General features: G+C 69.7%; 28 protein-coding genes. 15 read left to right on the forward strand and 13 right to left on the reverse strand.

The window, feature by feature from the left end:
- Positions 1–94 precede the first annotated feature (94 nt).
- Positions 95–430: a thioredoxin family protein gene (locus tag G5B56_RS15215; RefSeq protein WP_029719062.1), complete on the forward strand. Its 336-nt coding sequence runs from the start codon at positions 95–97 to the stop codon at positions 428–430.
- Here the strand turns inward: G5B56_RS15215 and G5B56_RS15220 are convergent, their stop codons facing one another.
- From G5B56_RS15220 to G5B56_RS15245, 6 genes are all read right to left on the reverse strand, one after another.
- Entirely contained in the window at positions 431–1,789 is a 1,359-nt protein-coding gene (locus tag G5B56_RS15220; RefSeq protein ID WP_164963784.1) for a DUF2201 family putative metallopeptidase, read from the reverse strand.
- Positions 1,782–2,876 carry an AAA family ATPase gene (locus G5B56_RS15225; RefSeq protein WP_237704842.1) on the reverse strand — a complete coding sequence of 365 codons (1,095 nt, stop codon included), beginning with the start codon at positions 2,874–2,876 and terminating at the stop codon, positions 1,782–1,784. The genes G5B56_RS15220 and G5B56_RS15225 overlap by 8 nt, the downstream gene beginning before the upstream one ends.
- Positions 2,877–2,921: 45 nt before the next feature.
- A complete protein-coding gene (locus G5B56_RS15230) occupies positions 2,922–3,896 on the reverse strand; it encodes a hypothetical protein (protein ID WP_009855645.1) in 975 nt (324 codons plus the stop codon).
- Between the two features lie 146 nt (positions 3,897–4,042).
- Positions 4,043–4,579, reverse strand: a complete 537-nt coding sequence (locus G5B56_RS15235; RefSeq protein WP_009855646.1) for a hypothetical protein — start codon at positions 4,577–4,579, stop codon at positions 4,043–4,045.
- 313 nt (positions 4,580–4,892) lie between these two features.
- Positions 4,893–8,075: an efflux RND transporter permease subunit gene (locus G5B56_RS15240; protein WP_164963785.1), complete on the reverse strand. Its 3,183-nt coding sequence runs from the start codon at positions 8,073–8,075 to the stop codon at positions 4,893–4,895.
- 8 nt (positions 8,076–8,083) lie between these two features.
- Positions 8,084–9,211, reverse strand: a complete 1,128-nt coding sequence (locus G5B56_RS15245) for an efflux RND transporter periplasmic adaptor subunit (RefSeq protein WP_164963786.1) — start codon at positions 9,209–9,211, stop codon at positions 8,084–8,086.
- Positions 9,212–9,426: 215 nt separating this feature from the next.
- On the opposite strand from G5B56_RS15245, the gene G5B56_RS15250 reads away from it, so the two are divergent.
- From G5B56_RS15250 to G5B56_RS15260, 3 genes are all read left to right on the forward strand, one after another.
- Complete coding sequence (locus G5B56_RS15250; protein ID WP_009855649.1) at positions 9,427–9,900, forward strand: TerB family tellurite resistance protein; 474 nt, start codon at positions 9,427–9,429, stop codon at positions 9,898–9,900.
- 79 nt (positions 9,901–9,979) lie between these two features.
- A complete protein-coding gene (gene pssA / locus G5B56_RS15255; protein WP_029719060.1) occupies positions 9,980–10,609 on the forward strand; it encodes a CDP-diacylglycerol--serine O-phosphatidyltransferase in 630 nt (209 codons plus the stop codon).
- A gap of 88 nt (positions 10,610–10,697) precedes the next feature.
- Positions 10,698–11,522, forward strand: a complete 825-nt coding sequence (locus tag G5B56_RS15260) for a ChaN family lipoprotein (RefSeq protein ID WP_164963787.1) — start codon at positions 10,698–10,700, stop codon at positions 11,520–11,522.
- Here G5B56_RS15260 and G5B56_RS15265 read toward each other — a convergent pair whose 3' ends face one another.
- Entirely contained in the window at positions 11,523–12,782 is a 1,260-nt protein-coding gene (locus tag G5B56_RS15265; RefSeq protein ID WP_164963788.1) for a TetR/AcrR family transcriptional regulator, read from the reverse strand.
- A 193-nt stretch (positions 12,783–12,975) separates the two neighbouring features.
- On the opposite strand from G5B56_RS15265, the gene G5B56_RS20095 reads away from it, so the two are divergent.
- The gene (locus tag G5B56_RS20095) at positions 12,976–13,767 is read left to right on the forward strand and encodes a Crp/Fnr family transcriptional regulator (RefSeq protein ID WP_009855653.1); all 792 of its coding nucleotides are present in this window, start codon (positions 12,976–12,978) and stop codon (positions 13,765–13,767) included.
- Positions 13,768–13,795: 28 nt separating this feature from the next.
- Here G5B56_RS20095 and G5B56_RS15275 read toward each other — a convergent pair whose 3' ends face one another.
- The 3 genes from G5B56_RS15275 to G5B56_RS15285 form a co-directional block, all read right to left on the reverse strand.
- A complete protein-coding gene (locus G5B56_RS15275; protein WP_164963789.1) occupies positions 13,796–14,302 on the reverse strand; it encodes an Hsp20/alpha crystallin family protein in 507 nt (168 codons plus the stop codon).
- A 79-nt stretch (positions 14,303–14,381) separates the two neighbouring features.
- A complete protein-coding gene (locus G5B56_RS15280) occupies positions 14,382–14,765 on the reverse strand; it encodes an Hsp20/alpha crystallin family protein (protein ID WP_164963790.1) in 384 nt (127 codons plus the stop codon).
- 22 nt (positions 14,766–14,787) lie between these two features.
- Positions 14,788–15,240: an Hsp20/alpha crystallin family protein gene (locus tag G5B56_RS15285; protein WP_164963791.1), complete on the reverse strand. Its 453-nt coding sequence runs from the start codon at positions 15,238–15,240 to the stop codon at positions 14,788–14,790.
- Between the two features lie 635 nt (positions 15,241–15,875).
- On the opposite strand from G5B56_RS15285, the gene G5B56_RS15290 reads away from it, so the two are divergent.
- Complete coding sequence (locus G5B56_RS15290) at positions 15,876–16,496, forward strand: hypothetical protein (protein WP_164963792.1); 621 nt, start codon at positions 15,876–15,878, stop codon at positions 16,494–16,496.
- Here the strand turns inward: G5B56_RS15290 and G5B56_RS20145 are convergent.
- Positions 16,493–16,870 carry a hypothetical protein gene (locus G5B56_RS20145; RefSeq protein WP_404947961.1) on the reverse strand — a complete coding sequence of 126 codons (378 nt, stop codon included), beginning with the start codon at positions 16,868–16,870 and terminating at the stop codon, positions 16,493–16,495. The genes G5B56_RS15290 and G5B56_RS20145 overlap by 4 nt on opposite strands.
- Before the next feature lie 338 nt (positions 16,871–17,208).
- Here G5B56_RS20145 and G5B56_RS15300 point away from each other — a divergent pair, with 338 nt between their 5' ends.
- Positions 17,209–19,218, forward strand: a complete 2,010-nt coding sequence (locus G5B56_RS15300) for an NACHT domain-containing NTPase (protein WP_164963793.1) — start codon at positions 17,209–17,211, stop codon at positions 19,216–19,218.
- A 31-nt stretch (positions 19,219–19,249) separates the two neighbouring features.
- Here G5B56_RS15300 and G5B56_RS19930 read toward each other — a convergent pair whose 3' ends face one another.
- A complete protein-coding gene (locus G5B56_RS19930) occupies positions 19,250–19,939 on the reverse strand; it encodes a hypothetical protein (RefSeq protein WP_240920826.1) in 690 nt (229 codons plus the stop codon).
- Here G5B56_RS19930 and G5B56_RS19935 point away from each other — a divergent pair.
- Positions 19,932–20,258 (forward strand): excalibur calcium-binding domain-containing protein, encoded by a 327-nt coding sequence (locus G5B56_RS19935; protein WP_240920827.1) that lies wholly within the window; start codon positions 19,932–19,934, stop codon positions 20,256–20,258. The two genes, G5B56_RS19930 and G5B56_RS19935, sit on opposite strands and share 8 nt — an antisense overlap.
- 325 nt (positions 20,259–20,583) lie before the next feature.
- Here G5B56_RS19935 and G5B56_RS15315 read toward each other — a convergent pair whose 3' ends face one another.
- Positions 20,584–21,129, reverse strand: a complete 546-nt coding sequence (locus tag G5B56_RS15315) for a phospholipase domain-containing protein (protein ID WP_255455307.1) — start codon at positions 21,127–21,129, stop codon at positions 20,584–20,586.
- 103 nt (positions 21,130–21,232) lie between these two features.
- Between G5B56_RS15315 and G5B56_RS15320 the strand changes: the two genes are divergently transcribed.
- The 7 genes from G5B56_RS15320 (at position 21,233) to ccmC (ending at position 25,841) form a co-directional block, all read left to right on the forward strand.
- Positions 21,233–21,541 carry a type II toxin-antitoxin system HigB family toxin gene (locus G5B56_RS15320; protein WP_164963796.1) on the forward strand — a complete coding sequence of 103 codons (309 nt, stop codon included), beginning with the start codon at positions 21,233–21,235 and terminating at the stop codon, positions 21,539–21,541.
- A gap of 2 nt (positions 21,542–21,543) precedes the next feature.
- Positions 21,544–21,987 carry a type II toxin-antitoxin system HigA family antitoxin gene (locus G5B56_RS15325; protein ID WP_164963797.1) on the forward strand — a complete coding sequence of 148 codons (444 nt, stop codon included), beginning with the start codon at positions 21,544–21,546 and terminating at the stop codon, positions 21,985–21,987.
- A gap of 74 nt (positions 21,988–22,061) precedes the next feature.
- Positions 22,062–23,045 (forward strand): DnaJ C-terminal domain-containing protein, encoded by a 984-nt coding sequence (locus G5B56_RS15330; protein WP_164963798.1) that lies wholly within the window; start codon positions 22,062–22,064, stop codon positions 23,043–23,045.
- Positions 23,042–23,326, forward strand: a complete 285-nt coding sequence (locus G5B56_RS15335) for a chaperone modulator CbpM (protein WP_164963799.1) — start codon at positions 23,042–23,044, stop codon at positions 23,324–23,326. Before G5B56_RS15330 ends, G5B56_RS15335 begins: the two co-directional genes overlap by 4 nt.
- A 67-nt stretch (positions 23,327–23,393) precedes the next feature.
- Positions 23,394–24,083 (forward strand): cytochrome c biogenesis heme-transporting ATPase CcmA, encoded by a 690-nt coding sequence (gene ccmA, locus G5B56_RS15340; protein WP_164963800.1) that lies wholly within the window; start codon positions 23,394–23,396, stop codon positions 24,081–24,083.
- Positions 24,084–24,417: 334 nt separating this feature from the next.
- Positions 24,418–25,086: a heme exporter protein CcmB gene (gene ccmB / locus G5B56_RS15345; RefSeq protein WP_029718987.1), complete on the forward strand. Its 669-nt coding sequence runs from the start codon at positions 24,418–24,420 to the stop codon at positions 25,084–25,086.
- Between the two features lie 11 nt (positions 25,087–25,097).
- Entirely contained in the window at positions 25,098–25,841 is a 744-nt protein-coding gene (ccmC, locus tag G5B56_RS15350) for a heme ABC transporter permease CcmC (protein ID WP_009855721.1), read from the forward strand.
- Positions 25,842–25,851 lie beyond the last annotated feature (10 nt).

A 25,851-nucleotide genomic window follows, 5' to 3' on the forward strand; every position in this document is an offset into this window, starting at 1 on the left:
AAGACACCACGCCTCTCGCGCCGCCTTCCTCCGCGCCCCCGACAGGCCGCGCAGCGATACTCGCCCCGACAAGACCGAGAACCAGGAGACACGCATGCCCGCAACGCCCTTGCCCGCCGAGCGCGAGCCGACCCGCGACGAGGTCGATGCGCTGGATGCGCCCGTCGTGCTCGAGTTCGGCACCGGCTGGTGCCCGCATTGCCTGGGCGCGCAGCCGGCGATCGCCGCCGTGCGTGCGCAGTTCCCGGCCATCGCCCACCGCCAGGTCGAAGACGGCCGTGGCCGCCCGCTGGGGCGTTCTTTCGCGGTCAAGCTGTGGCCGACGCTCGTGTTCCTGCACCGTGGCCGCGAGATCGCGCGCGTCGTGCGCCCGCAGGGCGAGCACGAGCTGCGCCGCGCCTGGCAGGCGCTGGCCGACGCGGCGGCCTGATCAGTCGAGCACGAGCTTGCGGCCGAACGGCGCCTCGGCGTGGGCGTCCTTGGCCGTCACCGCCCAGACCACCGGCCAGTGCGGGCGAAAGCGCGCCGGGCCGTCGAGGTCGGTCAGCACGACGCCGATGTCCGGCCGGTGCCGGTCGGCTTCTTCCAGCAGCGGCGTGAAGTCGGTGCCGCCGCCGCCGTGGAACTCGATGGCGCGCAGGTCCGACTGGCCGGGCTTGAAACGTTCGACCCGCTGCACGCGCTCGTCGCCGACGACGAGCACCAGCCCGGTCTCCAGCCGCCGCGTGATGGCCTCGATCTCGCGCGCGAAACGCTCCATCAGCGCATCGTCGACCGAGCCCGAGACGTCGACGACGACCGCCAGCCGCGGCACGCGTTTGCTCTGCGTGCGGCCGGGCTCGAAGGGCATGCGGCGCGAGCCCATGCGGCCCTGGTTGGCGATGTAGGAGCGCGCCGGGCGCGACCACGAGGTCTCGGCGCTGGGCGCCAGCGCGCGGCCGAGCTGCAGCCGCAGCACCTGTTCCCAGGGCGTGCGCGTCTTCGGCAGGTCGGCCAGCAGCGTGCGCAGCATCGAGTGCGCGCCGTCGCCGGCGTGGGCGCGTGTCAGGCGCTCGCGCCACTCGCACGAGGCCTCGGCCTCGTCCTCGGGGCTGCCGGCGCCGTGGCGGCCAGGCAGCAGGTCGGGCACCAGGCCGCGCGCCAGTGCGCGGGCGCGCCCAGAACGCGGGCCGTCGGAGCGTTCGCCCTGGCCGTCCTCGCTCTCCTTCGAGGACGTGGCGCTGCTGCGCCGGGAGGCCTTGCCGTCGTCGCCGCCTTCCTGCTGCTTCTGTCCCTGGCGCCGGCCGTCGCGGCCGTCCTGGCGGCGATCGTCGATCTCGCGGTACAGGCGCTCGACGTCCCATTCGAGCAGCGCCTTCTCCAGCGTCGTCTCGATGCCCAGCGTGCTGGCGAGCAGCCGGTCGAGCAGCACCGCGCCGGCCGGCAGCTCCAGCCAGCTGAGGTGGCCGAGCGTGCTGTCGACGATGGCGTCGGCGCAGAGGTTGAACAGCGGCAGGTCGACGTCGCCGACGAGCTGCTGCAGCTCGGTGTAGCGCTGGGCGTGGCGCAGCGCGACGTGCAGCACCTCGTGCGCCACCAGGCCGGCCTGCTCGGGCAGCGTCAGCGACTCGAAGGCCGCGCCGTACCAGATCGTGTGGCCGTCGGTGGCGATGATCGGCGCCGGCTCGTCGGCCGGGCGGTCGCGGTGGTGGGCCCACAGCGCCAGCCCGCCGGTGGACGGCGCGAACTCCACCATGCGCTGCACCGCGCGCGTGCCGCGGTGCCGGTGCACCGACGCCGGTTCAGGCATTCTGGCCTTCGCGCTGGCGGCGTTCGCTGTAGCGGCGGTAGGCCGGGCTGTCGAGGATCGTGCCTTCCATGCCGCCTTCCAGCGCCTTCTGCATCAGCAGCTCCATGGCCAGCGTCTGCGCTTCGCGGATCGGCAGCGCGACCTGGGTGCGCGCGTCGGGCAACTGCTCGATGATCTCCAGCGCGCGGTCCAGCGCGCGGTCGTCGTTGGCCGCGGCCAGCAGGCCGTAGATCATCCCGTACAGGCCGTCCAGCGTGCGCGGCAGCAGCGCCGCGGTCTCCTCGCCGGGGCGGGCGGCGAGCAGCTTGACGACGTCGGCGCCGGACTGGATCTCGCGCAGCACGCCGAAGAACTCGGCAGCGTTGGCCGCGCCGATGCGGCCCTGCACGAAGACCCGCTTGGCGGCGTCGCCCAGGCCGCTCTTGAGCACGTTGGACACGTCCTCCCAGCCGCGCGGGCTGGCGCCGATCAGGTGGTCGGCGGCGAGCTGGGCCTGGGTGTCGTCGAGCTTGTCGGGCCGCACCTTCAGGTAGGCCATGACCTCGGGCGCGAAGTCGTGCGCGATGGCGTGCTGCAGGAAGGCCTCGACGACGGTCTGCACGTTGAAGTGGAACATGCGGTCGGCCAGCGCCGTGCCCATGTCGTGGCAGACCGCGCCGTGGAAGCTGGCGTTGCCGGCGGCGACGACCATCCAGCCCGGCGGCAGCTCGTAGCGGCCGACGCGGCGGTCGAGGATCAGCGAGTAGGCCGAGACCTGCAGCCGCTGGTCGGCGGCGGTCAGCTCGTCGAGGAAGAGCACGCCGGCGGGCTGGTCGGCCTGCGGCAGGAACTCGGGCGGGAACCAGACCGTCTTCTCCAGCCGGTCGTCGGCGTAGATCGCGCCGCGGATGTCCACCGGCTCGATCGTCGTCAGGCGCAGGTCGATCAGCGGCACGCCGTGGTGCTCGGCGACCTGCCGCACGATCGACGACTTGCCGACGCCGCGTGTGCCCCACAGCATCGAGGCGCGGCGGCGCAGCACGGGGTCGCCGAACTGCTCGACCAGCGCGGACTTGGCCGCGGCGATCGAGACCGGAGGGATGTTCATCGGGTTGCCGAGCATCGTGGGGGTCGGGGCAGGGTGGGAGGGTTGTCAGGCGGACGGCGCGGCCGGCGCCTGGGGCTCCCAGGAGCCGGCGCGCGCCAGGCGCGGCAGCGGCGGGAACTCCAGCCGCGGCATCTCGCCGAGGCAGAAGAACAGCATCAGCAGGAAGGCCGGCGAATGGAAGACGAGCATGCGCCAGACCGAGTTCTGCGACAGCTCGACCAGCGGCACCATCGCCGCGCCGGCGATCAGCGCCACGCTGACCAGCATCGGCACCGCGCGGCGCAGCGTGACGCGCCAGCGCTCGCGCGCCATGCGCTCGTGGAACTCGCGCGGCGTGCCGGCCAGCGTGCGCGCCAGGTGGTCCAGCGTCTGCACCAGCTTGTGCTCGGCGTCGCGGGTGCGTTCGGCGCCGTCGCCCTTGAGCCGCAGCGCGCCGCCCCAGCCCTCGCGCAGCCGCGCGATGCAGGTCCAGGGCCAGCCCAGCACGGCCAGCAGGTCGTCGGGCAGGCTGATCGTCTGGCCGGCGCGCGGCATCAGCTCCAGGTCGGCGTTGATGCCCGCGACACCGGAGACCTTGAGCTTGAGGTCCAGCCCGGCGACACGTGCGCGGGCCTCGGTCAGGATGACCGTGGCAACGCCGTCGCCCGACAGCCGCGCCCGGTGCGACAGCACCGCGCGCCAGCCCTCGCCGGCGAGGAAGTGGCGCGCCAGCGGCACCGCGGCGATGCGTTGGGCCAGCTCGCCGACGTCGGGGCCGTCGGCCACCAGCACCGCCTCGAGGCCGTCGTCGCCGCGCAGGCGGCGCGTCACGCGGTGGTCGTCGGCGGCGAAGCTCTCGAGCTCCAGCTCCTCGTGCAGCGTCTGGTCCAGCGGTGCCTCGGGCGCGTGCTGCAACGGCTTGAAGCGCAGCCGGCGCGCGATGCGGTCGCTGGCGGCGAGGTCGACGCGGCGCCCGCTGCGGCTGAAGGGCGCGACGAGTTCGAGAATCTCGTGGTGGGTCAGCGGGACGGCGGTGCTCAACGGCTCACCTCGTGCTCGGCGGAACATCGGCCGCCGTCCAGGGCGGCCCTCGGGACGCAGCGCGGGCCGGCGGGATGCCGTGGCGCTCGCCGGCTGCGAATGACGCGAATTGTGCCGCCGCGGCCGCCGCCGTGCTGGCCGGCAACTCAAGCGTCGCGCAGCACGCGCCGCATCGCCAGCCCGGCACGGCGGCGGGCCTGGGTGGCGGCCGCAGTGTAGGCACGTTCGGCCTCGGCGCGCAGCTCGACGGCGCGCGCCAGCGCCTGCTCGAAGCGCTCGACGCTGTAGGTGTTCTCGCTGCCGATGTGCACGCTGGTGCGCCGCGCCGGCGCGCCGTAACACGGCAGCAGCACCGACAGCACCGCGGTGCGTGTGGTGCTGCCTTTTTTCGTGCGGATGATCGGCCCCGAGATGCCCGGCGGCAGCGCGCTGGTCTTGTGCGCGCTGGGCGCGCGCTGCAGCGTCACCGGGGCGGGCAGGGCGGCGATGCGGCGCATCAGCTCGCGTGTCGCCAGCTCGAAGGCCTGGCGCGCGCCGCTGCCGTCGCGCGTGTGGTCGGAGAACAGCCGCGTGCCCTGGTAGCGCACCTGCCAGCCGTGCGTGGCGCCCGTGTCGATGCGCTGGATGCCCTGGGGCACCAGGAAACGTTCGCCGTTGAAGAGGACGAGTTCGCGGTACTTCATCGCCGGTCTGCGGCGCATTCTGCCGCGCCGCGCGCGCCGCTGCGATGTCCTCTGCGGCCCCGTGGATGCGTGGATCTGCCCCCCTCGAACGGGTCAGTTCGACACATCGCCGTCACGCGGCCGGGCTACAGTGGCTCCATTCAAGGCACGCAACCGACCGCACATTGGGCGGAACCCGGGAACCCGTGACCCCGTGCCTGGAATCCCGCGTCGAAGCGCCGCCACGGCCCCGCCACTCGACAACGGACGAGCCCGCAGCCGGTGACGGCCTGCGGGCTTTGTTTTGGGCGGCCGCCGTTCGGCGGCCCCCGGCTCAGGCCCGCGCGCCGCCCAGGCGCGAACGCAGCAGCCGCCAGACCATGCGCAGCCCGAGCAGCGTCGCCAGCGCCTCGGCCAGCGTCGTGACGAAGGCCAGTGCCGGGTGCCGGCCCTCGGCGCGGCGGCGGTATTTGGCCAGCGCACGGTCGCGCGAGGTCTCGATGCTGTCGTAGAAGCTCGGGATGACGAGCAGCGTCAACAGCGTGCTGGTGATCGTGCCGCCGATGATGGCCACGGCCATCGGGCGGTAGAACTCGCCGCCTTCGCCGACGCCCACGGCCACCGGCAGCATGCCGGCGATCAGCGCCAGCGTCGTCATCAGGATCGGCCGCAGCCGCTGGCGGCCGGCGGCGGCCAGCGCCTCCTCGCGGTCCAGGCCCTCGGCCTCGCGGGCGCGCGCGGCGTCGAGCAGCAGGATCGCGTTCTTGGCCACCAGGCCCATCAGCATGATGACGCCGATGAAGCTCATCAGGTTCAGCGTGCCGCCGGTGGCCAGCAGCGCCAGCACGACGCCGATCAGCGACAGCGGCAGCGACAGCATCACCGCCAGCGGCGTCGTGAACGAGCCGAACTGCATCACCAGGATCAGGTACATCAGCCCGATGCCGGCAAACAGCGCCGTGCCCAGGTCGCGGAACACCATCTCCTGGTCGCGCGAGGTGCCCGCCAGCTCCAGCGCGTAGCCCGGCGGGAAGTCCATCGAGCGCGCGATCTTCAGCGCGTCGGCGGTCACCTCGCCGGCCGAGCGCCCCTGGGCGTTGGCGGCCACGGCGATCATGCGCTTGCCGTCGGCGTGCTGGATCTGCGACGGCCCGCGGCCGACGGTCACGGTGGCGATCTGCTCCAGCGGCACCAGCATGTTGGCGCCGCTGACGGCGATCGGCAGGCGCTCGATGTTGCCGGCGTCGACACGGTCGTCGGGGTGCAGGCGCACGGCGACGTCGCGCGTCTCGCCGCTGGGGTCGATCCAGTCGCCGGCCTCGACGCCGGCAAACGCCACACGCAGTGCCTGCGCGGCGTCGGCCGCCGAGATGCCGAGCGTGTTGGCCAGGCCCCGGTCGAGCTCGATCTTCAGCTCGACCTGCGGGTCCTGCTCCGACAGCGCGACATCCACCGCGCCCGGCACCTGGCGCAGCCGGGCCATGAACTCGTTGGTGATCTCCAGCAGCCGGCGCGAGTCGGGGCCCGAGAAGCGGATCTGCACCGGCTTCTGCGCGCCGTTGTTCAGGTCGTCGATGACCGCGTACTCGGCGCCGACCAGGCGCGAGACGCGGGCGCGCAGGTCGGTCGCGATCTCGGTGCCCGAGCGCCGGCGCTCGGTGCTCTTGCCGATGTCGACGAAGACGCGGCCGCCGTTCGGGTTGACCGAGCTGTTGGTGGCCACCGTCTCCGGCATCTCGCGCGCCAGCGCCGCGGCGGCCTCGACCTTCAGCCGCGCGTACTCCAGGCTGCTCGAGGCCGGCGTGCGCACCTCGACGGCGATCGTGCCGACGTCCGAGGTCGGCAGGAAGCTCGTGCCGCCGAACTTGGCCTGCAGCGCCAGCGCGGCGACGAAGCTCGCCACCGCGAAAGCCGTCATCCAGCGCCGGTGGTGCAGCGCCCAGCCGACGACACGCGAATAACGTTCGGCCAGTTCGTCGAACCAGGCGTTCAGCCGCGCCAGCTTGGCCTCGATGCCGCGCTTGGGCTGCAGGTGGCGCCCCGGCGGGTCGCCCCAGTAGGCCGAGAGCATCGGGTCCAGCGTGAAGCTGACGAACAGGCTGACCAGCACCGAGGCGACGACCGTGAGGCCGAAGGGCCGGAACCACTCGCCGGCCAGCCCGGGCATGACGCCGATCGGGATGAAGACCGCGACGATCGAGAACGTCGTCGCCGTCACCGCCAGGCCGATCTCGGACGTGCCCTGCAGCGCCGCCGAGATGCGGTCCTTGCCCATCTCCAGGTGGCGCACGATGTTCTCGCGCACGACGATGGCGTCGTCGATCAGCACGCCGATGGCCAGCGACAGGCCCAGCAGGCTCATGAAGTTCAGCGTGAAGCCGCAGGCCCAGACGGCGATGAAGGCCGCCAGCACCGAGGTCGGCAGCGACAGCGCGGTGATCAGCGTCGAGCGCCAGGAGTTCAGGAACAGGTAGACCACGAACACCGTCAGCCCGGCGCCGAAGACCAGCGCGTGGATCACGTTGTCCAGGCTGCTCTGCGCCTCCTCGCCGCCGTCGCGCGTGACGGTCAGCGTCGTGCCCTCGGGCAGCGTCTTGCGGATGTCCTCGGCGACGCGGCGCACCTCGTCGGCGACGCTGACCGTGCTGGCCTCGCGGGTGCGCGTGATCGACAGCCCGACGTTGGGGTTGCCGTTGCGGATCGAGCGGCTGGTCAGCTCGGCGTAGCCGTCCTCGATGACCGCCACCTGCGCCAGCCGCACCAGCTCGTTGCCGCGGCGCTTGATGACGATCTGGCCGAAGTCCGCCGGGTGCTCGATGCGGCCGACGAGGCGGATGCTCTGGTCCTCCAGCGTGCCGCGCACCTTGCCCACCGGCGCGGTGGCGTTCTGCGCGCGCAGCGCGGCCACGACCTCGGTCACCGAGACCTCGTACTCGCGCAGCTTCTGCGCACGCAGCAGCACCGACAGCTCGCGCGACAGCGCGCCGCCGACGTTGACCACCGCCACCCCCGGGATGGCGCGGAAGCGGTCGGCCAGCTGGTCCTCGGCCAGGCGCGAGATCTCGGCGTGGCTCTGCGTCGTCGACGACAGCGCCAGCTGCATGATCGGCTGGGTGTTCGGGTCCAGCCGCTGCAGCACCGGCTCGCGCATCTCCACCGGCAGCTTGTGGCGCACCGAGCCGATCGCGTTGCGCACCTCGTCGGAGGCCAGCACCAGGTCCTTGCCGAAGTCGAAGACGATGATCAGCGTGGCGCTGCCCTCGGCCGAGGTCGAGCGCAGCTGGTCGACGCCGGAGATGCCCTGCAGCGCCTTCTCGATGCGGTCGACGACCTCGCGCTCCACCGTCTCGGGTGACGCGCCGGGGTAGGGGATGGTCACCGCCAGCACCGGCTGCTCGGCGTCGGGCAGCTGGTTGACCTTGAGCCGCGACAGCGCCAGCAGGCCCAGCGCCATCATGGCGATGATCACGACGACCATCGCCACCGGCTTCTTGACACTGAATTCGGACAGCAGCATGCCGCGCCTCACTTCGCGGCCGAAGCCGCGGCGGCGCTGGCGGCGCCGGCCTGCTTCAGCTCGTAGCCCTGGCCGGGCGTCAGCGTGCGCGACGGGTTGCGCAGCACCTGGTCACCGGCGGCCAGGCCCGACAGCACCGGGACCAGCCCGGTGCGCGCGTCGCGTTCGCCCAGCTTGACGGCCACACGCTGCAGCGCCTTGCCGTCCAGGCGCCAGACGGCGGCGGCCTCGCCGTTGCGCACGATCGGGCTCTCGGGCAGCGTCAGCCGGTCGGTGCTGCCGGTCTCGACACGGCCTTCGGCGAACAGCCCGGCCACACGCGGCGCCTGGGCGGCGTCGGCGAAGTCGACGATCAGCGCCACCTGGCGCGTCGTCGCGTTGGCCGTGGCGTCGATGCGGCGCACGCGGCCGCTGAACTCGTCGCGGCCGTAGCCGTTGACGTGGAAGCGCACCGCCTGCCCGGTCTTCAGCTCGGCCACGCGGTCGGCCGAGACCAGGCCCTCGAAACGCATGCTCGCCGGGTCGACGACCTTCACCAGCTCGCGCCCGATCTGCACCGTGTCGCCGACCGACACGCGGCGCTCGCTGACGATGCCATCGAACGGGGCGCGCACCAGCGTGCGCGTGACCTGCTGCCGCGCCGACACCGCGCGGGCGCGTGCCGCGACCAGCTCGCTCTGCGTGTTGTTGCGCCGGATCTCGGCGTCTTCCAGCGCCTGCGTGGAGATCATGCCCTGCTGCTGCAGCGTCTTCAGCCGCTGCACCTGGCGTTCGGCCTGCTCCCAGGCCTGCGTCGACGCACGCACCGATTCCTCGGCCGAGGCCAGGCTCTCGCGCAGCGCGGTGTCGTCCAGGCGCATCAGCAGGTCGCCGCGGCGCACCGGCTCGCCGTTGTCCTTCAACACCTGCACGACGACCGCCGCGACCTCGGCGGCCAGGTCGGCGCGGCGTTCGGGCTGGATCGATCCGGTGATCACCGGGCCGCCGGCGATGGCGCTGGACTGCACGGTGACGATGTCCTCGGCGGCGATGTACAGCGTCGGTGCGGCGGCGGCGCCGTTGGCGTCGGGGCTGGAGGGTTTGCCGCAGGCGGCGAGCAGACAGGCGAGGCAGACGGCGGTCAGGGCGTGGCGCATGGACATCGGCGGGCCGCGGCGGGCGGCATCGGTCTCGACAAAAGCCGCGAGCGTAACGAAAGCCGGCCGCCGCCGCCCGGCCGCTGCGACGAAGGCCGGCCGCGGCGGCACCGGGACGGCCCCGGCACGCGACGAACGCCGCCCCGGGCGGGGGCATCGCCGCACGCGCTACCCTCGGGGGCTGGCGGCGCCTTGGCCGCCGCCGTCCCGACACGATGCTCAAGACCCTGAAGGACCTGTTCGACGCCGTCGCCCCGCGCCGCGACGCCCCCGCGCGCCAGGACGTGCACACGCTGCAGCTGGCCTGCGCCGCGCTGCTCGTCGAGGTGATGCGCTCCGAGCCCGGGATCTCGCCGGCCGAACGCGCCTCGGTGCTGGCGACGCTGCGCACGCAGTTCGGCCTCGCCGACGACGAGCTGGAGCGCCTCGTCGAACTCGCCGAGCGCACGGTGGCCGGTGCCAGCGACCTGTTCGGCTTCACCTCGGCGATCAACGACGCCTGGGACATGGAGCAGAAGATCGCCATCGTCGAGGCGATGTGGCGCGTGGCCTATGCCGACGGCACGCTCGGCGCCCACGAGCAGCACCTGCTGTGGCGCATCGCCGACCTGCTGCACGTGCCGCACGGCGCCTACGTGCATGCCAAGCGCCGCGCACGCGAGGCCGCCGGCGTCGTGCACAAGACCTGACGCACCCCGGCCCGGCGGCTCGCCCGGCCCCCGTACACTGGCGCCCCGGCCGCGCGCGAAGGCGGCCGCGACCCTGCCCATGACGACGCCTCTCCCGCCCAAGAAGCCCTTCTCGATGATCCGCGAGTTCCATCTCGCGGACTGGTTCACCCTCGGCAACGCGATCTGCGGCGTCGGGGCGCTGTTCTCGACGATGACCTATCTCGAGACCGGCGACGTGCTGCACGTCTACTTTGCCGCCGCGCTGGTGCTGGCCGCGCTGGTCTTCGACGTGCTCGACGGCCGCATCGCGCGCTGGCGACAGAAGAGCTCGGCGATGGGCCGCGAGCTCGACTCGCTGGCCGACGTGATCTCCTTCGGCGTCGCCCCGGCCATCATGGCCTACGGCGTCGGCATGCAGGGGCTGTACGACCGCATCGTGCTGGTCTACTTCGTCGCCTGCGGCGTGTCGCGGCTGGCGCGCTACAACGTCACCGCCGAGACGCTCTCGGAGGGCGGCGACAAGGTCAAGTACTTCGAGGGCACGCCGATCCCGACCTCGATCCTGATCGTCGCCCTGCTCGCCGTGGCCGCCGCGCTGGGCCACGTGCGCCAGGACCTGTGGTTCGGCCAGATCCACGTCGCCGGCTTCGTGCTGCACCCGCTGGTGCTGATCTACGCGGTGTCGGGCTCGCTGATGATCAGCCGCATCCGCATCCCCAAGCTCTGATCGCCGGCCCGGCGGGCGCTGGCGCCTGCCGGGTTCTCCACGCGCCAGCCGCCGCCAGCCGTTCACGTTCGTCCCCGAGGAAGCTGTCGTGACCGTCCTGACGCCGCCCGTCTCCCGCCTGCGCCGCATCGCGGCCGTCTTCGCCGCCTGCGCCGCGCTGGGTGCCTGTGCCGCGCCGCCGCTGCAGCTGCAGCTGCAGCGCCCCGTCGTGCTGCTTGGCGAGGTGCACGACAACGCCGCCGCGCACGCGCTGCGCCTGGCCGCCTTCGAGGCCGTGCTGGCGCGCGGCGAGCGCCCGGCGCTGGTGATGGAGCAGTTCGACCGCGAGCGCCAGGGCGCCCTGGATGCCGCGCGCGCCGCCGGCGGCGACGCCGCGGCGCTGATCGCCGCGGCCGGCGGGCCGGGCTGGAACTGGGACTTCTACCGCCCGTTCGTCGCCGCCGCGCTGCGCGCCGGCGTGCCCATCGTCGCCGCCAACGTCTCGCGCGCCGACGCCCGCGTCGTCATGCGCGAGGGCCTGGCCGCGCAAGGTTTCGACGCCGACGTGCCGGCGGCCGTGCTCGACGTGCTGGCCGGCGAGATCGAAGGCTCGCACTGCGGCCAGCTCGACGCCGCCACGGCGCGCCGCATGGCGCTGGCCCAGGTGGCGCGCGACCAGAGCATGGCGCGCGCGCTGGAGGCCCACGCCGGCGGCGGCGCCGTGCTGCTGGCCGGCAACGGCCACGTGCGCACCGACGTCGGCGCGCCGCGCTGGCTGAGCGCGGCCACGCGCGCACGCTCCGAGGCGATCGGCGTCGTCGAGGCCGGCGACGCCACGACGGCATTCGACCGCCGCGTCGAGGTGCCGCGCCAGCCGCGCCCCGACCCCTGCGCCGCGATGCGCGCCGCGCCGGCGGCCCCGGCCGCACGCTGATCAGACCGGCGGCGCGCGCAGGCCCTCGAACAGCGGCTGCAGCATCAGCCGCGCGACGTCGTCGCGGCCGGCCTCGGGCACCCACAGCGGCAGCTCGGCGCCGGCGTTGACGACGGCCAGCAGCAGCTCGGCGGCCAGCGCCGGGTCCAGCGGCCGGATCGAGCCGTCGACCATGCCGGCCAGCAGCAGCTCGGCACAGCGCGCCGCCAGGCGTTCGCCGCTGCGCTGCACCCGGTCGCGCTCGGCGGCGTCGGGCAGCGCGCTGGTGGCCGAGGCGCGCAGCAGCGGCCCCTGCGCCGACAGCTGGAAACCCGCCATCGCCCGCGCCGCCGCGCCGGCCCGCTGCCAGCCGCAGCCCGGCGCTGCCTCGGCCGCGCGCAGCGCCGCGCGCTGCAGCTCGAAGCTGCGCTCGAAACAGGCCGAGATCAGGTCGTGCTTGGTGTCGTGGCGGTGATAGAAGGCGCCCTTGCTGAGGTGCAGCCGCGCGGCGATGCGCTCGACCGACGCGCCGCGATAACCCTGCTCGTTGACGAGCGCGGTGGCCGCCTGCAGAAAGGCCTCGGCTGCGGCGTCCCCGGCGGGCGGCGCCAGCACGATGGGCGGCCGCTCGGCCACCTGCGCCCAGCGCGAGCCCGGCGCCGCCAGCCCGTGCACCAGCAGCTCGGCGACCCGCGCCGCGGCGCGTTCGTAGCACTCCAGCTCGTGCCTGACGATCCAGCTGCGCAGCCAGTTGGCGACCGACAGCACGACGTGGCCGCGTGCGTTGCGTTCGGCCCGCGACAGGCGCGGCGCGTCGTCGGCGTCGAGCAGCGCACGCACCCGGCGGTACATCGTGTTGTAGGCCGCGAACACCGGCTCGGCCTGCGACTCGGGCAGCGCACGCACGTCGTTGAAGGCCACCAGGTCGGGGCGGCGGCCGGCGTGCACCTCGGCCAGCCGGGCGGCGAAGCCGCAGAAGAAGCGCCGCAGCCGCGCCTCCAGCCCAGGCTCGGCGGCCGCTTCGGCGGCCAGTTCGTCGACCGCGGCGATGGCGCGCAGCAGGCAGGCCGCGGCCAGCTCCTCCTTGCGGCGGAAGTAGTGCGTCAGGCTGTTCGTCGCCAGGCCGACGGCGCCGGCGATGTCGGCCAGCGTCGCGCCGCGCAGGCCTTGTTCGTTGAAGCGGCGCGCGGCGGCGTCCAGCAGCGCCTCGCGGCGACGGGTGCCGTGCGGGGCGTGGGCGGACGCGGCGTCGGGCGCTGCGGAGGCGGTGGGGCCGGGCATGGTGCAACGATGCCGCCCGAGTTCCGTGCCGTGCCCTGTGGTTTGTGCCGATGTCGGGTTTTCGATGGGCCCGGTATGGTCGCTGCCGCGGTCGTTTCCTTGTTTTTCTCTCGCTTGATCGGGGTTAACAAGGCGCCGGCCGAAAAACGGGTTTGTCGAGGCGGCGGGTGCCGCCGGTGCCGGAGACCACGCCATGCTGACTGCCGAACCGATCGAGCTGCCGCTGCTGCGCCGCCCGCTGCCCGCCTGGGCGACGCTGCCGGCGCACCAGGAACTGCGCCTGGGCGAGAAGGCCGCGCTGCAGGCCGGCCCCTGGTTCGCCGGCCTGTCGCCGGGGCTGCGCGACGCCATCCTGTCGCGCGGCCAGGTGCGGCGCGTGGCCGCCGGCGTGCGCATCGGCAGCCGCGGCGACCTGTCGGCCTGCTGGTTCGGCGTCGCACGCGGCGCGGTGCGGCTGGGCACGGCGCTGTCCGACGGCCGCAGCTTCACGCTGGACTTCGTCGGCCCCGGCCAGTGGTTCGGCGACATCGCCGCCATCGACGACCGCCCGTCCGACCTGGACGCCGTGGCCCACATGCCGTCGACGCTGGTGGTGCTGGCCAAGCCGACGCTGCGCGAGCTGATGGACCAGCACGCCGAACTGCGCGACGCGCTGCTGCAGCTGAACTGCCAGCGCCTGCGGCGCATGTTCCGCCGCTTCGAGGAGCTGCACACGATGCCGCTGGCGCAGCGCCTGGCGCGCCAGGTGCAGCGGCTGGCACGCCAGTTCGGCCACGACGGGCCCGAAGGCACACGCATCGAGCTCGACGTCTCGCAGGCCGAACTGGCGGCCAGCGTCGGCGGCAGCCGCCAGCGCGTGAACCGCGCCTGGCGCGCGATGCTGCAGCAGGGGCTGGTGGAGCGTTCGGGCTCGCGCCTGCTCGTCGTCGACGAAGCCGGCCTCGCCCAGGTGGCCGCGCACGGGCTGGAAGACTGCCCCGAGTGAGGCGCCCGGCCCGCGCGCGGCGCGCGCTTCAGCCCACCTGCACCGACACCGTGCGCGGCTTGCCCGGTGCGAGCTTAGGCAGCTCGACACGCAGCACGCCGTTGCGGTAGCTGGCGCGGGCGTCTTCGCCGCGCACCGCCACCGGCAGCGGCACCGTGCGCTGGAAGGCGCCGTAGGCGCACTGCATCACGCGCCAGCGGCCTTCGGTGCTTTCGCGCTCGAAACGCTTGCTGCCGCGCACGACCAGCGTCTCGCCCTGCACCTGGACGTCGAAGTCCTCCTTCTCCAGGCCCGGGGCTTCGAGTCGGACGACGAGGCGGTCGTCGTCCTCGAAGACTTCGCCGCCCATCATCGCCCAGCCGGCGCTGGGCATCCACAGCGTGTCGTCCACGTGCTCGCGCGCGGGCAGGGCGGTGTCGTCGCCCGGCCGCAGCCGGGTCAGCGCGCCGGCGGCCGACTGGCGCAGGCGGTCCCAACCTTCGGTGACGCTGTCCCACAGCGTGCCGAAGCCTTGGCGGATCTCGTCGATCTTCATGGCGTTGCTCCGATGGGGATGGGGTGATGCGGATGGAAGAAGCGCCGGCCGCGGCGGCGGCCGGCGTGTCGTCACGCGGTCAGGCGACCTGGACGGCGATCTTGCGCGGCTGGGCGTGCTCGGCCTTGGGGATGCGCACGCGCAGCACGCCTTGCGACAGCTCGGCGCTGACCTTCTCGGCGTCGAGCTCCTTGCTCAGCGTGAAGCCGCGGCGGTAGCGCGACAGCTGCACCTCGGCGTGCTGCGGCTGCAGCGCCTGCGGCAGGGCCAGCGCCATCTCAGCTTCCAGCATCAGCTGGTCGCCTTCGACGCGCAGGTGCAGGTTCTCGCGCGGCACGCCGGGCAGGTCGGCGTAGAGCGTGATGCCGGTCGCGTCCTCGACGACGTCCACCGGGGGCAGCAGCGCGGGCTCGCGGGCGGTGGTGGTGGCCGCGGTGTCACGGGTTTGGGTGACGGCGTTCATGGTGTCCTCCGAAGTCGGGCGTTCAGTTGACGGCGATGCGGCGCGGCTGGGCGGCGGCGCGGCGCTGGACGCTGACGCGCAGCACGCCGTCCTTGTAGTCGGCCGTGACGGCGTTGGGGTCGATGTCGTCGGGCAGGCTGACGACGCGGCGGAAGCGGCCGGTGAAGCGCTCCTGCAGGTGCACGGTGCGCTTGCTGTCGCCGCCGGCTTCGGCTTGCGCCGGCAGGCCGGCCTTGCGTTCGCCGTCGATCGTGAGCACGCCGCGGTCGAGGTTGACGTCGATGGTGGCCGGGTCCAGGCCCGGTGCGAAGGCGTAGACCTCGAACGCGCTGTCGGTGCTGCCGACGTTGAGCGCCGGATACCCGCCGCGGCCGATGCCGCGAATGCTGGGTGAGCCTTCGAACACCGACGTCAGGTCGCGCTGCAGGCGATCCAGCTCGGCGAAGACGTCGCGCGGGAACAGGGTGCGGTACATGGTTGACCTCCTAGTGTCGGGTTGCGGCCGGCGGGGCTGGTTGTGGGTGCCGCCGCTGGCTGTACGGGTCAGTTAGGGGTCGGGGTTCGGGCTTTCAAGAGGGGCGGATTCGGGCCGTGCTTTGCCCGTCCTTTCGTCTCTTGGGGGGATGCCGAGTGCCGTGTTTGGGTGGTGCGGCTGTTTAGATTTGATCTGGCGCAGTTGGCTGGGTGTGGCCGGTTGCACGCTGACGCTCGCTGTATGCCGCGGACGCCGGGTGGCCGGTTCCGGTCATGTCCCCCGGCCCGGCTGCGCCGGGCCTCCTCCTAATACTTCCCTACACCGGCCACCCGACGTCCGCGGCAGGGCGCGGGATCGGCATTCGCTCAGAAACGGATGGGGCGGAGGCTGACATGGGTGACTCCAGAATATTCAAAGCTGCCGGCCTCGCCCAAGATTTTGCCTAAAACAGTGGTTTGGCGGCTTCAAGTTTGCCTTGTTCCGGTCTTTTGCCCTGTGCGGAGAACGTGTACGCGCGAGGCGGTAGCGGGTGTTTGGCAAGCTGAGGGGTTGTTGGTGATTGGTTGTTTGGTTGCTGAATTGCGGGGGTAATTAAATTGGATCCTAGAATCAGTCTCAATAAGCTGGGTGAATACATGACTGCTACTCCAGCGAGAAGGCGAAGAATTATTGAGGATCAGATTAAGCCAAGGGAATTTATTGCGGCGCGATATGCGGATGCGCGCGAGCTGATAGTGGATTACATTTCGGGGGATATTGATGAGAAGGACTTGATCCAAGCCGCCGATGGCTTGCGAAATGGGTCTTATGAGAGCACATTCGTCGCTCAGGATAAAAATCTCTCTGCCGACGCAGTTGAAGACTTTTTGGACGTCTCTGATCAGTTGCCGTCTGGTTATAGCTTCCAGAAGGTTCCCGCAAGCGATAGGTCCGCCTTGGAGATCTCGGGTGTGACGATTTCCGTTCGGCCTGATGCGTATATAAAAAATGATGCCAACGAGGTGGTCGGTGCCATAAAGCTGCACTTTCCAAAAACAAACCCTTTGAGCACGGCTTCTGCAGAATACGTCGCGACTGGAATGCGGGTGTTCTTGCAGCAAAATTCTTCTGGTTCAATTGATCCAAGGTTGTGTCTTGTGGTCGACGTGCCCTCGGAAAATGTGATTCCGGCGCCCAAGGCGGGGAAAAAGCGCATGAATGACATTGAGGCGGCCTGCGAAGAAATTCGCGCTCAATGGAATGCAAGAGCGGGCTAGTAACTATTGTTGAGTTGCAGGAATGTTGCGGCTTGCTGCTGCTGATATTTTCTATTGGGTAGCGGGTTTGGTGTCGTGAAGTTATCCGCGAGGAGTGATATCAGCTTATGAGCGTCGAGCGTCGTCATGCTATTGCGCCTGGCGGTGCGTTTCGCCGCCGAGCGCGCCTGCGCCTGCGTCGACTTGACTGGCACGAAGCGCATCGCCGGGCGCTGCAGCGCTTCGCAGATTGCGCCGGCGTCGGCCGCGTCGTTCTTGCTGCGGCGCCCGTTCATGCAGTAGGGCACGACCAACTTGCGCGCCATCAGCCGCAACGTGTGGTCGAACTCCTGGAAGCGGCGCACCCGGTGGTCCGCGCCCGAGCGGGCTTCCATGCCGGTGGTGCACGGCGGCAGGTTGCCATCGCCTCGAGCAACTGCTCGCGGCGCACGGCCGGGCGCAACAGCGTGGGCTTGCCGCGCTCCTTGACACCGCGCAGGGAAAAAACGTTCTTGGCCAGATCGACGCCGAGAGACAGAATCGTCATGGACATCTCCATGCGTCTGCCGGGTCGAGCATGAGATTTCGCATCCTCATCGTCTTGCCGTGCGGCTGTCCTTCCTGAGGGATAACGTCGGGCGGGTGGGACGCTATGGGGATGTCCCTTTTAAATTCGTCGGGCGACGGAAAATGCGTCGCCCAGTTTGGTACTTACAGCTAAGGATTTCTTCTCGTGGCAACTGGCACAGAGGCGATAGCCTTCGATGTAACCAAGGCAGCGGTGTCTGCGCTCGTAAAGCCGGTATTGACGCTGGCATTCTCTGGATTTAAATCACTCACGCAGAGCGCAGTGGCGAGTTTTGGGGATCGATTCTCGGAATACATAAGCCAACAAGCTATTAGGCACTCGAAGCTGAGTACAATTGTTTTTGGTCATCAAAAGTCGCTTGAGGAGCTATATATTCCATTGACAGTGGTTGTCGCAAGTCCCGCCGAGCCAAGAGACAGCCGAGAAGAAGTTCGTATTGATCGATTTCAAACCGCCTTTCTGCCGGCCGAGCGACGTGTCCTGATCACAGACACTGCCGGAATGGGTAAGTCGACTCTCTCAAAATTTCTCTTTCTTCAGTGCCTTAAGTCTTGCTATGCGATTCCAGTTTTTGTTGAGCTCAGGAATCTCTCGGAGAAGAACACGATCACCGCCTCAATTCAGCGGCAACTTAACAATCTTCCAGTGACAGAAGACGAGCCGAGATTCACAAGGCGGCAAGTTGAGAAACTATTCTCAAAGGGTGGTTTGGTCTTTTTCTTTGATGGGTTCGATGAGATTCCGTTTAGGGATCGCGAGGCGATTACGAAGGATCTCAAGGACTTCGTTGAGAAGTATCCAGACAATACCTACATCATCACCTCAAGGCCAGAGACCGGCTTGTTGGCTTTCCCGGCATTTCGGCACTTCAACATTCGTCCACTTCGAAAGGAGGAGTCATTTGAGCTCATTCGCAAATACGATTTAAACGGTGGACGCTCGGAGCAACTCATTCAGAAGCTGAAAGGAAGAGACTATGCAGCGGTTCAAGAGTTCTTGAAGAACCCATTGCTAACCAGCCTTCTGTACAGGAGCTTTGAGTACAAGCAGAACGTGCCAATTAAAAAGCACATCTTCTATCGCCAGGTATACGACGCACTGTTTGACTGGCACGACGCTACCAAAGACGGCTACAACACGCGAGAAAAACGAAGTGGGCTCGACATCGACACATTTCACAGGGTGCTCCGCGTAGTTGGCTTTGTTTCCGTCATGAAGGGTGAAATCGAGGGAAGTACTGACAATGTTCTTGGTTGGATACGCAAGGCACGCACTATCTGCGTAGGGGCCCAGTTTTCGGAAAGTAGTTTTCTTGATGATCTAGTTCGTGCGGTCCCGATTTTTGCAAAGGAGGGCGAAATCTATCGATGGTCTCACAAGTCTTTGGCAGAGTACTTTGCGGCTCAATACATATGCACCGAAGGGAAGTCCCAACAGGCAAGCATCCTCGGTGCATTTTTGTCTACAGGAAGTATTGGTCGTTTTTCGAACGTGCTGGATCAAGTCTACGATCTAGATATTGCTGCATTCAGGCAGCACCTACTCCTGCCGACTGCTCGAGCCTTCTCCGTATTTTGGAACTCGACTTATCAAAAACCTGATCCAGCAATCTCTGCTTCTGCTATTGCGGCACGTAAGGAACTGCTCTTTGATCGCCAAGTGGCCCTATTTCCGACGGAGATTCTCAATAAGGGAGATTTCGTTGGGAAAGTGCTACCGTTGCTCCGCCAGAGTGACATGAGCGTACTGCCGCCTGGTGACACATCACTTGGGCTATACATGTACGATGCACGAGAGGACGTGGTGGTTGGTGTAGGCCTCGGAAGCTACGCGGTAGTTTTAGATATACTGCGTTCCAAGAAGGACCCGATTGTGCGCAGATTTCCCCGAGAGTCGGAGGCGCGGTCCAATGCCCATTATCGTTTTCCAAAGATTAGTGAGCCGTATTTGATCACTGATGACCCGGCGGCTGAGTACAACAAGGCCTTAAATTTTGGGCGCTTCACAAATTCTCTTGCTCGATTCCCTCATCTTCACTTTGTTGACTCTGATCAGCTTCTGCAGTTCGAGGCATCCTTTCGAGACATCGATCGCCTCTCTGAGCTCGCCGACGAACTGATTCGTCCGCTTGGGACTCCTGGCAGGGGTAATTAGCAATTCATCAATCTGGAGCGAGAGCTGGCGCCTAATCAACTACAGGGACTTCCCGCTGAGTCGACACGCATTGGCTCCGGTAAATCGTTATCCAGCTGAGCCGCGCGCACGAGGCTGTGTCGCACAGAGAGAAGGCTGCAAATGTGCAGAGGCGAGGAAGGTGGGTGTCGAGCCGACCAGAGGCATGGATGCATCCTCGGGACGGGTGCAGACTGGTGCCGATGTTCGCAAGGAGCGCTTGAACGAGGCGTTCGCCGAGGCAGTCCGGCCGCTGACCGGCAAGGATGCCAAGCAGCTCAAAGTCGACGCGAAGCGGCTCGGGCTGCCGCCATTGGCTTAGCGCCAGTGCCGGAAACTGGACGAAGACATTCCCGCGATGCAGGAGCGCGAGCGGCATGCCTCGCGCGATGCGCTGCCGTTGGTTCAGCAACTGCTGTTGGAGATGCGTCAGCATTTCATCCAGCTGGGTTGCTAGGCTTCGCGCCAACACATCGGGATGCCTCGTCTTCCATCGATCACCAGTACGGATTTCTTTCATGAGCATGGGTGTGACGACCGCGATCGCGAGTACCGGGCGGCTCGACAGGTGGGCCGGGTACAGGATCGAGCGGAGCCGACGGCCTCGTCCGCGCTTTGCGGCGCCGTCGTGGCTGTGCTTCGCCGTTGCCGCGGTGACGCTCGTGATGGCGGCGCCCGCCGCCGACGCGGCGTCGATGAACAAATGCCTCATCAACGGCACCGTCACCTATCAACAAGCGCCTTGCCCTTCGAGCCAGCCGCGTAAGGACCCGACGCTCGAGGAACTGAACGCCGCGGAGAAGGCCCGCCGTGCAGCGGCGGCATCGGCGGCGGCCTCCGCCCGCAGGGAGACGGCGCCCGTGCCGGCCACCACGCCATCCCGGTTCAGTTGCGACGGCCGCACCCGCTGCACGCAGATGCGCTCCTGCGAGGAGGCCAAGTTCTTCCTCGACCACTGTCCCGGCGTGCAGATGGACGGTGACGGCGATGGCATTCCCTGCGAGCAGCAGTGGTGCCACTGACGCTCTGACAAGGCGCACCGCGACCTGCAAGCGTCCCTACACCGCACCCGAGCCGGTCGCCGGGGCGTGTCCCGCAGTGAAGTATTAGGAGGAGGGCGGGCGCAGCCCGCCCGGGGGACATGAACGGAGGGACATGCCCCGGTGGCCGGCTCTCGCGCCGATGCCGGCATGCCGCTGCAACCCAAACCAAAAGCGGGCGAACCGCAACAAAAACGAAAAGGGCCGCCACACCCACCCGGAGCAGCAGCGGCCCAAGAACCTCAAATCAAGGCGCCGAAGCGACGAGGCCCGAAAGCCCCGCAACCTCCGGCGCCCCAGCGCCCGATCAGAAGCTGTCCACCAGCCCCATCCCCGGATCGCTGACCGAGTGCCGGCCGGTCTCCATGCGCCCCGCCAGGCGGCGCAGGAAGCTCGGGTCCTGGTCGCTGGTGACGATGAAGTCGTACCACCAGCCGGTGGCGTCCAGGTTCCAGTACAGGGCCTGCTCGCCGCGGCCGCTGAACTTCAGCTCCCAGGCCGTGCCGCTGCCGCCGGCGGCGCCGCCGCTGCCGGTGGCCGTCAGGCTGCCGTAGACCTTGTTGGAGCGCACGCGTAGCGTCACCGGGCCGGTGCCGTCGTTGCGCGCTTCCAGGCGCAGGCCGCCGTTGGCCGGGTCGTAGCTCAGCTGCACCTCGGGCGACGGCGCCAGGCGCGGGCGCAGCGCCGTCAGGTCGCCCTTGAAGCGGCGGTGGAAGCCGTTCGGGCCCAGCACCCAGAAGTCGTAGCGGCCGGCGTTGTCGGTCTGCACGTTCCACACGTCGTCCAGCAGGCGGCGCGGCTGCACCATGTAGCGGTGCGGCACCGGGTACTGATGGTCGCGGTAGGCCAGCAGCGCGGCGGCTGTTGCGTAAGACGAGGCGCCGCTTGCCCGCTCGCGCCTGGTCCCAAATTGGGACTAAACTTTGCCATCGGCGCAAAGCGAGTGGTGCACGGGCATGAACGTCGTGGCGAGGTCTAGGCTGGAAGCCTTCTGGCGCCGGCCTCAGTACCGAGGTTCCGAGCAGGCGCTGAAGGTCTGGTATGCCGAAGTCACCCGTGCTCGCTGGACCTGTCCGCAGGACATCAAGAACCAGTACCGCAGCGCCAGCTTCGTCGGCCACAACCGCGTGGTCTTCAACATCAAGGGCAACGACTACCGGCTGATCGTCGCCGTGGCCTATGAGTACGGCGCCGTGTACGTCAAGTTCGTCGGCACGCATCAGCAGTACGACGCTGTCGACGCCGCCACCGTCGAGATGGAGTGAACATGGAGATCAAGCCCATCCGTACCGAAGCGGACTACCAGGATGCATTGGCCGCCGCGTCGGCCTTCTTCGACCAGCCGCCGGCGCGCGGCACGCCCGAGGGCGACCGTTTCGAGGTGCTGCTGACGCTGCTGAACGCCTACGAGAGCGCCCATCACGCGATTGAGCCGCCGGACCCCATCGAAGCCATCAAGTTCCGGATGGAACAGCAGGGGCTGACGGTCCAGGATCTGGTGCCGATGATCGGTGCCACCAACCGTGTCTACGAGGTCTTGAACCGCACCCGGCCGCTGACGCTGTCGATGATGAAGCGGCTCCGCTCGGACCTGCAGATCTCGGGTGACGTGCTGCTGAGCCAGCGTGTGCCGGCCGGCGGGCGGGGGCCTTCGGCCAGGCGAACGCCGGTGTCCCGGCGCCGCGCCAAGGCCGTTCCGGTGCCTCGGTAGCGTGTTTCGGCCGCCGGCCGGCTCTTGAACCGGCCGCCTCCCGCCGCCATCTGCAGGCTCGGAGGCATCACACGGTGGAGTTCAAGGACTATTACCAGGTGCTGGGCGTGGCCCGCGACGCGACGCAGGACGCGGTCAAGAAGGCCTATCGCAAGCTCGCGCGGCAGTACCACCCGGACGTCAGCAAGGCGCCCGACGCGGCGGCGCGCATGAGCGAGGTCAACGAGGCCTACGCCGTGCTGTCCGACCCCGAGCGCCGCGCTGCCTACGACCAGCTCGGCCGCGGCCGTCAGGCCGGCGAACGCTTCACGCCGCCGCCTGACTGGGACGCCGGCTTCGAGTTCCACGGCCGCGCGCCGGGCGCCGGCGCCGAGTTCGGCGGCGACTTCAGCGACTTCTTCGAGCAGCTCTTCGGCCGCGCCGGCATGCCGCGTGGCGCCGCCCGGCATGGCCGCAGCGGCGCGATGCGCGGCGAGGACCACCACGCCAAGATCGTGCTCGACCTCGAAGCCGCGCTGCGCGGCGGCGTGCACCGCGTCTCGCTGCGCCGGCCGCAGCTGGGGCCCGACGGCCACGTCGTGCTCGGCGAACGCACGCTCGAGGTGACGCTGCCGCCCGGCGTGCGCCCGGGCCGGCTGGTGCGCCTGGCCGGGCAGGGCGGGCCGGGCCAGCCGCCGGGCGACCTGTTCCTCGAAGTGGTGCTGCACGAGCACCCGCGCTGGCGAGTGGACGGTGCCGACCTCGTCGGCGAGCTGCCGGTCGCGCCCTGGGAGGCGGCGCTGGGCGGCGTGGTGCCGGTGGCGCTGCCCGACGGCAGCACGCTGCAGGTGCGGGTGCCGGCCGGCGCGCAAGCGGGCCAGCGCCTCACGCTGCGAGGCCGCGGCCTGCCGGGCTCGCCGCCGGGCGACCTGGACCTCGTCGTGCGTGTCGTGCTGCCCAGCGGCCTGGACCCGCGCGCGCGTGCGCTGTACGAACGCATGGCGCAGGCGCTGCCCGACTTCGACGCGCGCAAGGTGGCTGCCGCCGAAGCCGAACGCCGTGGTGGAGACGAGCGATGAGCGACGACACGCTGCGCCTGCTCGACGAGGCGCTGCTGACCCTGGACGAACTCTGCCGCGCCGCGCCGGTGGCGCCGGGCTGGGTGGTCGAACGCATCGAGGCCGGCTTCGTGCGGCCGGCCGGCGGCGGCCGTGGCGACTGGCGTTTCGACGCCGTCGCGCTGCGCCGCGTGCGCCGCATGGCGCTGCTGGAGCGCGAGTTCGACGCCGTGCCCGAGCTGGCGGCGCTGGTGGCCGACCTCGAAGACGAGATCGCCCGGCTGCGCCGGCGGATTCGCTGAAAACGCGACGCGGCGCGTGACAGAATCGCGCGCCGCCGGCGCTCGCCGGCAACCGCTGATCACCGCCGTGGCCGACACCCCCATCACCACCTCGCCGGGCACCGGCCTCGAAGGGCGCGCGCTCGCCTGCCGGCGCGGGCGCCGGCTGCTGTTCGAAGGCGTCGACATCCAGCTGAAGCCCGGCAGCATCACCTGGCTGCGCGGCACCAACGGCAGCGGCAAGACCAGCCTGATGCGCATCCTCGCCGGGCTGTCGACGCCCGAAGCGGGCGAACTGCTGTGGAACGGCCGCTCGGTGCGCGAAGCCGGCGCCGCCGCCCGCGAGGCGGTGCTCTACATCGGCCACGCCAACGCGCTGAAGGACGACCTGACGCTGGGCGAGTCGCTGGCCTTCCTGGGCCGCCTGGGCGGCGTGGCCGACGCCGGCGAACGTGCCGCCGCGGCGCTGGAGCAGGCGGGTCTGGCCGACCGCCGGGCGGCCGCGGTGCGCACGCTGTCGCAAGGCCAGCGCCGCCGCGGCGCGCTGGCGCGGCTGGCGCTGGACGAACGTGCGCGCACCTGGATCCTCGACGAACCGTATGACGCGCTGGACGCGCAGAGCACGGCGCGGTTGTCGGCGCTGCTGCTGGCGCACGCCGCACGCGGCGGTGCGGTGCTGTTGACCAGCCACCAGGTCGTCGAGCTCGCCGGCGCGGTGGAATACGACCTGGAAACGCGCCGCGTGCAGAGCGCTCGCCGCGGCCGCGTGACCGTCTGACAAACATCAAGAAAGCCGCGAAGATCGCGGCGCGGCGGCTGCGGCACGGTTAAGGTCTGGACTCAGTCCAGATCGGGTGTTCGCGCCAGCCGCGCCAGCGCTCCGGGGCCGAGACACCACCTGAAAACTCCCTCCGTGAACGCCTGCTCCCGCCCCCTGCGCCCCGTGGCGGCCTGGCGTGGCGGGCACGCCCCGCAGGCCACATCCCGGCGCGTGCCGCGCAAACGCCTTTTCCCGGGTGAGGCCGCGTGGTTCCGGTGTCCCAACGCCTCCTTACAATCGCCCGTCCTCAGCGCATGAGCCTCATGTTCCGTCACCTCCGTCGCTCCCGAGCATGAGTTCCGTGTTGCTGGCCACCACGCAGCGCGACCTGCTGCTTGCCGGGCGTCGGCGCATCGAGGCGCTGCTGCCGCTGGGCTTCTTCATCGTCGCCGCGTCGCTGTTCCCGATCGGCGTCGGCCCCGAGCCGCAGACCCTGCGCCAGATCGGCCCCGGCGTCGTCTGGGTCTGCGCGCTGCTGGCGGCGATGCTGTCGGTGACGCAGATGTTCGCGTCCGACCACCAGGACGGCTCGCTCGAGCAGATGCTGCTGGCGCCGCAGCCGCTGGTGATGCTGGTCACCGGCAAGGTGCTGGCGCACTGGCTGACGACCGGCCTGCCGCTGGTCGTCGCCGCGCCGCTGATCGGCCTGCTCTTCGACATGAACGGCGCGGCCATCGCCGCGCTGACCGCGACGCTGCTCGTCGGCACGCCGGTGCTGAGCCTGCTGGGCGCGGTGGGTGCCGCGCTGACGCTGGGCCTGCGCAGTGGTGCCGCGCTCGTCTTCCTGCTCGTGCTGCCGCTGACGGTGCCGACGCTGATCTTCGGCACCGGCGCCGTCGGCGCGGTCGAAAGCGGCCTGTCGCCGGCCGCCCATTTCTCCCTGCTCGGCGCGGTGCTGATCCTCACCGCGCTCGGCGCGCCGCCGGCCACCGCCGCGGCGCTGCGCATCTCGCTCGACTGACCCTCCGGACCATGACCCAACGCCTGCGCTGGTCGACCTTTTCCGCGCCTTCGCGCTTCTATTCGATGGCCGGGCGCCTCGTGCCCTGGTGCTGGGCGGTGACGGTGCTGTTCACCATCGCCGGCCTGTACGTCGGCTTCGGCATCGCGCCCACCGACTTCCAGCAGGGCGACGCCTACCGGATCATCTTCATCCACGTGCCGGCGGCCTGGATGTCGATGCTGATCTACCTCGTCATGGCCTTCTTCGCCGCCGTCGGCTGGGCGATGAACGCGCGCATGGCGTCGATGTACGCCCGGGCGCTGGCGCCCACCGGCGCGATGTTCACCTTCCTCGCGCTGTGGACCGGCGCGCTGTGGGGCAAGCCGACCTGGGGCACCTGGTGGGTCTGGGACGCGCGCCTGACGTCCGAGTTCATCCTGCTGCTGCTGTACTTCGGCTACATCGCGCTGACCGAGGCCATCGACGACGCCCGCCGCGCGGCCAACGCCGGCGCGCTGCTGGCCATCGTCGGCGCGGTCAACGTGCCGATCATCTATTTCTCGGTGAAGTGGTGGAACACGCTGCACCAGGGCGCCACCATCAGCATGACCGCCGCACCCAAGATGGCCACGACCATGCTGGTGGCGATGCTGCTGATGACGGTGGCCTGCTGGGCCTACAGTTTCGCCGTCGTGTTCACGCGCGCCCGCGCGATCGTGCTGGAGCAGGAGTCGGACACCGACTGGGTCCGCTCGCTGACCGGCGCACGGTGAGGGTTGACTG

This window comes from Rubrivivax sp. JA1026 (genome assembly GCF_011065555.1).
GTDB lineage: Bacteria > Pseudomonadota > Gammaproteobacteria > Burkholderiales > Burkholderiaceae_C > Rubrivivax > Rubrivivax benzoatilyticus.